The 4692-nt window shown below is 42.9% G+C and carries 4 protein-coding genes; 2 read left to right on the top strand and 2 right to left on the bottom strand.

The features are described from left to right. Nucleotides 1–613: 613 nt before the first annotated feature. Nucleotides 614–2719, top strand: coding sequence for a hypothetical protein (locus RM811_RS04180; protein WP_402521052.1), 2106 nt, complete (start codon nucleotides 614–616; stop codon nucleotides 2717–2719). A 340-nt stretch (nucleotides 2720–3059) separates the two neighbouring features. On the opposite strand, the gene RM811_RS04175 is transcribed toward RM811_RS04180, so the two are convergent. Continuing rightward, a complete protein-coding gene (locus RM811_RS04175) occupies nucleotides 3060–3236 on the bottom strand; it encodes a hypothetical protein (protein WP_402521050.1) in 177 nt (58 codons plus the stop codon). A 392-nt stretch (nucleotides 3237–3628) separates the two neighbouring features. Further along, the gene (locus RM811_RS04170) at nucleotides 3629–4141 is read right to left on the bottom strand and encodes an 8-oxo-dGTP diphosphatase (RefSeq protein WP_402521048.1); all 513 of its coding nucleotides are present in this window, start codon (nucleotides 4139–4141) and stop codon (nucleotides 3629–3631) included. Nucleotides 4142–4258: 117 nt separating this feature from the next. Here RM811_RS04170 and RM811_RS04165 point away from each other — a divergent pair. Beyond that, nucleotides 4259–4692, top strand: a 434-nt coding sequence (locus tag RM811_RS04165; protein ID WP_402521046.1) for an NAD(P)H-dependent oxidoreductase, incomplete at its 3' end; no start/stop codon positions are given.

Here is a 4692-nt window from a genome sequence, read left to right as displayed (position 1 = left end):
GACAGTGGGTGGGGAGAATCACTGCCATCGTGTACACAATCCATCCGGCAGGGATAGCCAGCCGTCGAGTCACGTTACGCTCTCTGTCATTGTGTACATGGACTGTACACAATCCACCTGGCAGGGATAGCCATCGGCCAGAGCGTTCACATCCCTGTGAGATGGATCCTGTACAATCCCTGTACAGGATGACAGCAGAGTTGGTGGATAATAATATTGACAAACACCGAATGTGGAATTTATTAAAGGACAATTCCTAAGAGACAAGAAATTGAAGCGGATTGTAAGAGGATACAAGTGGATGTTGAAAAAAAATCGTCTATTTTGCGATCTTTTTGACTTTTTACTTGTCTAACTCGTTACGTAGTTAACCAAATGTAATCGAATATTTTCGATCGAATGATCAGAAATATAAGCTAAACCCTTCTGTTGCACAGAGATCCGACTGAAATATGACTGGGTGTATTTTACCAAATAATTCAAGCTAACCTCCAGCCAACCAAGGTCCGTCATTTTCTTACTAATCGAACAGTCAGTTTATGTGAAAACAAATGGTCAACTACTTAACGAAACATTGTCCGAGCTCTTAATAACTTAATAAAGAGGAAGCGTCATGGTAACTGGATCTGATCCTGCAACGCATCATTCTCAGGAAATAAACCAGAATACACAAGAGCCACGAGATGCTATTGATAACCGGACTAACGTGAGGCCTCAAACGAATTTCCATTCCTATTCAGTTGGGCCTGCCAGCGGACAAGGTCCGATGAGTCAACGGGGGGGGGCTGAACGTCAATCTGAATTCAGGCAAGGAGCATATTCAGCCACTTCCCTGACTTCACGGTCAGGCTCTCCCATTCCCGAAACAACAGTGGTTAGCCCGGAAAAGATGACGATTTCTTCTGCAGAAACCAAGTCGTTACCCAGTAAATTGAGTTTCTCCACTAACCCGAAGAATCCATTTAAAGCTAATACCTATTCAGACAACCACCTACCGCCTGAAGATATGAACCCTGAGCAGCTATTAAGTGCAATTGCCGTAACCAGTCAAAAAGAAACTCCAGAAGGTTTTTTTGAATCTGGTTTCTTACTATCTCAACTGTATATAAACACAGGCATAAAATATCGCGCCAAAACGACTCCATTGGAAAAAAGGATTGAAAAGTTCAGGGCGCTGATGTACGAAAAATTATTCAAACCAGTATTTGCAGTGCATGATACTGCTTTGCAAAATAAAGAAAAACCCGGTACACCTACTGTTTCTCAGGAAATGGAGAAAATGCGGGATAAATTTCTACAAAATCATGATTTCACCTTTATTTTAAAAGAAGAGGTAACAAGGCCGCACTGGAGGACAATGACATGTCTGGCGTGGAAGGACTGGCTTGTAAAGTGTTATAAGGAAAAATTCAGCCTCAATGCTCATGACATAAAAAAACTTAATGATTTAAAATCTGTTGCACCGGGTATTCGAGACGAAGATACTTTTATTGCACTGATTAAGGTTCTTAAAAATTTATTCAATCAAGGAATGTGTAGAACAACAGATGATGATGGTGACATTCACAGGCTTACGGACTGGGTTGATGATTTAGAAAAAAAAGGTCTCAGGCTTATGGAACATGATGAAACTCTCTGGAATGATTTGAAATTGTCGTGCAACAATTGGAAAATAAAACATCCAACAGAGCAATTACCTGCCTCTTCCCGAGAAAAACAAACGGAAATCCATCGTGAGGCAAACAGTGATACTGAAAAAACTGTGGAACATCCCAGGGCTGCTTCCTGGGTAACTACTGTTAACAAAAAACCTGCCGAGGCTGAAACAAAAACACACAGTGAACCTCTTTCATTGACCAAACCGACAGAAAAAACTGAGCCCTTATGTCAAACAATAAGTTTTTCTACTTACCCGAAAAATTCATTTAAAAATAAAACCTATATAGACCCTGCCACAAAAAAAGAAATACGCCCTGAAGCAATGAAACCGGAGCATTTTCTGAAAGAAATTCACCATGCGACCCAACTGCGAACCACGAGAAATTATTATGAGGCTGCTTACTTGCTTAAACAAATGTTCGAAAATGTAGGCGGAAAAGAGGCCTTCGACAATAAAAAAATAATACGAATTAATGGTTATGAAAAAATATTGTACACAGAATTATTTCAAACAGTTTTTAATAAATACGAGAATGCCATGCAAAGTCCAAACAGGTTCAATATGCTCCATAAAGACAGGCTTTCCCCTGTTACGAAACTAATGGCCTCTTTCAGGAGTACTTTCTCCCGAAATTATGACTTTATCTTTATCCTGGATTCAGGTCAAAGAGACAGATGGTTATCAATGGCATGTATGGCGTGGAGGGACTGGGTGGTAGAGCTTGCTTACCAGAAGATTCCTATCAATTGTGAGGCCATCAATACTCTTTGTGAATTTAAAGATGCGGCACCGGATGTGCCAGATCCATTTGTTTTTAATTTTTTGACCTCCGCGCTTAAACACATATTTAATTATTACCAAAATGGTAAAACAACATATGATAGTAAAATTAGTATGCTTGCTGATTGGCTTGATTATTTTATAAAAACAAATCGTTCTAAAAAGATGCAAAACAAGGATGAACAGTTTACTTTCCGCATTGCAACAAAGGCATGTAACAATTGGAAAAAAATCTACGAAAAAAAACAGTTAGCCGGCTCTTCCGGAGATAAACAGTAAGCCCGGGCGATAGAGGCGGGTGCACGATCATACAAAAACAATAATATTAGGTAACTATACGCTATACAAATCGCACTGATATAAATGCTTAATGTTCTATAAATTCACGGTACCCATTGTTTAGGAAACCTGATGTCGTGCAAAAACCAGATAATTTACAACGAACGTACATCCGATTCTATCGCCCTGACAGTAAGCCAGCATGGGCTACTGCACAGTGATACGGTCATGTATCAAAACCGTTGCTAAACAGCACACTTCATTTTTACTCCGCACTGTCATCCTGTACAGGGAGTGTACAGGATCCATCCACAGGGAGGTGACTTCTGATGGCTGGATTTTATGCCTTTAGGCCCTGGGATCCTGTGGGTAATCCCTGCCAGATGGATTGTGTACAATCCATGTACACAATGACAGTGTGGGGGATGGGTGTCAGGACATGATCATCAGAACGGCCACAAAGGCCATGAAAAACACCGATCCCCCAGCCTTTTCCATAAGCCGTCTTCCAAAACATCCCGCTCTCCTCCTTACGGGCAAGCTTGGAAACTGTGCTTGCGATCGTTAGATGAGCATAGGGAGGAAATAGAAAATCTAAATATAAAATGCCGGTTAGCTAAAAAGCAGACCGGCATTTTACACATCTTGCTCCCACGCTCTGTGTGGTAGCGCTGCATCCCATCCACAGGCACTGTACCTGCGGATGGCTATGCATTCCCACGCGGAGCGTGGGAATGAGTTAAGGATTTGTCCCTAAATAATTTGCCTGTTTTCGCCGCCGCTGCCCGCTGCCCGCCGCCCGAAAAAGATAAGACGCGTACTTTTACGGGCAGCGGGAGGCGGAAAGCGCCTCACTCAGAGTGAACGGAAACTGAGTTCAAAATGGGTAAGTTATTTCAGGACAAATCCTTATGTTCCTTCTGCAGCTTCAACATCAAGAAGTTCCAGATGATGATCCAGCATCCTGTCGCCATCAAAAAGGTAACGCCCCCGGAACTGATTTCCTTTCAACATCTCGGGTATCCAAAGAATGTCGTCTGCCCACATTTCTTCATAGGGAATCCCATCAAGGGGAAACCACAATGGTATCGCTTCATCGGTTTCAGCCGGAGTACCTTCAAAGTCATAAGCCAGATAGGTGTGGACATGGATGGAGTAACCATCAGCAAACTGGAATAAATTTTCACCGCAGAATACTGGCTCAACCGGTGTGATACACAGTTCTTCCTGAACCTCACGAATAGCACACTCCAGCATGGTTTCACCGGGCTCAAGGCGCCCTCCCGGACCATTTATTTTTCCTGCTCCTAATCCACGTTTTTTACGAATCAGCAGAATCTGCTCATCTTTGACAATAAACGTCAGGGTAGCCGGATCTTTTCCCTGCCAGGAATTCCAGTCAATATCCTGTAATGTTCGCATTAGCATTTTCCTGCCTGAATCAGCCATTGATGGAGAGCGATTAACACATACATTCTTCCTATTTTCTTCTCATAAAACTAGACTTATCGTTCGACTACTGTTGTATATGGTCAAACGATGAACTCTGCACTGCGTAAACAAATACTGAATGCTTTCCACTTCCGTCATGCTTGCAAAAGCTTTGACGCAACCAGAAAAATTCCGGATGAAGATTTTGGTTTTATTATGGAGGCCGCTCGCCTTTCACCCAGCTCTTTTGGGTTTGAGCCCTGGAAGTTTCTGGTTATCCAGAACCCACAGCTGCGGGAAAAGATTAAACCGGTGAGCTGGGGTGCCCAGGGGCAACTGCCCACCGCCAGCCACTTTGTTATTATTCTGGCCCGTAAAGAAAACAGCATGCATTACGAGTCTGAATACATTCTGGACCATATGCGTAACGTCAAACAGCTGCCTGAAGATGTGGTGGATATGATTAGCGAGTTCTACCGCGATTTCCAGACCCGGGACTTCCGGCTGACCGAGTCCCCGAGAACCATGTTTGACTGGGCCTG

Source organism: Endozoicomonas sp. (assembly GCF_031844845.1).
Classification (GTDB): domain Bacteria; phylum Pseudomonadota; class Gammaproteobacteria; order Pseudomonadales; family Endozoicomonadaceae; genus Endozoicomonas.
The sequence above is the reverse complement of the archived record's forward strand: the minus strand, read 5'-3'. Positions and strand labels throughout refer to the sequence as shown.

Bases quoted from the DNA above. Each gene is read 5' to 3' on its own strand.
- RM811_RS04180 (WP_402521052.1), top strand. From the start codon at position 614: ATGGTAACTGGATCTGATCCTGCAACGCATCATTCTCAGGAAATAAAC.
- RM811_RS04170 (WP_402521048.1), bottom strand. From the start codon at position 4,141: ATGCGAACATTACAGGATATTGACTGGAATTCCTGGCAGGGAAAAGAT.
- RM811_RS04175 (WP_402521050.1), bottom strand. From the start codon at position 3,236: ATGTTTTGGAAGACGGCTTATGGAAAAGGCTGGGGGATCGGTGTTTTT.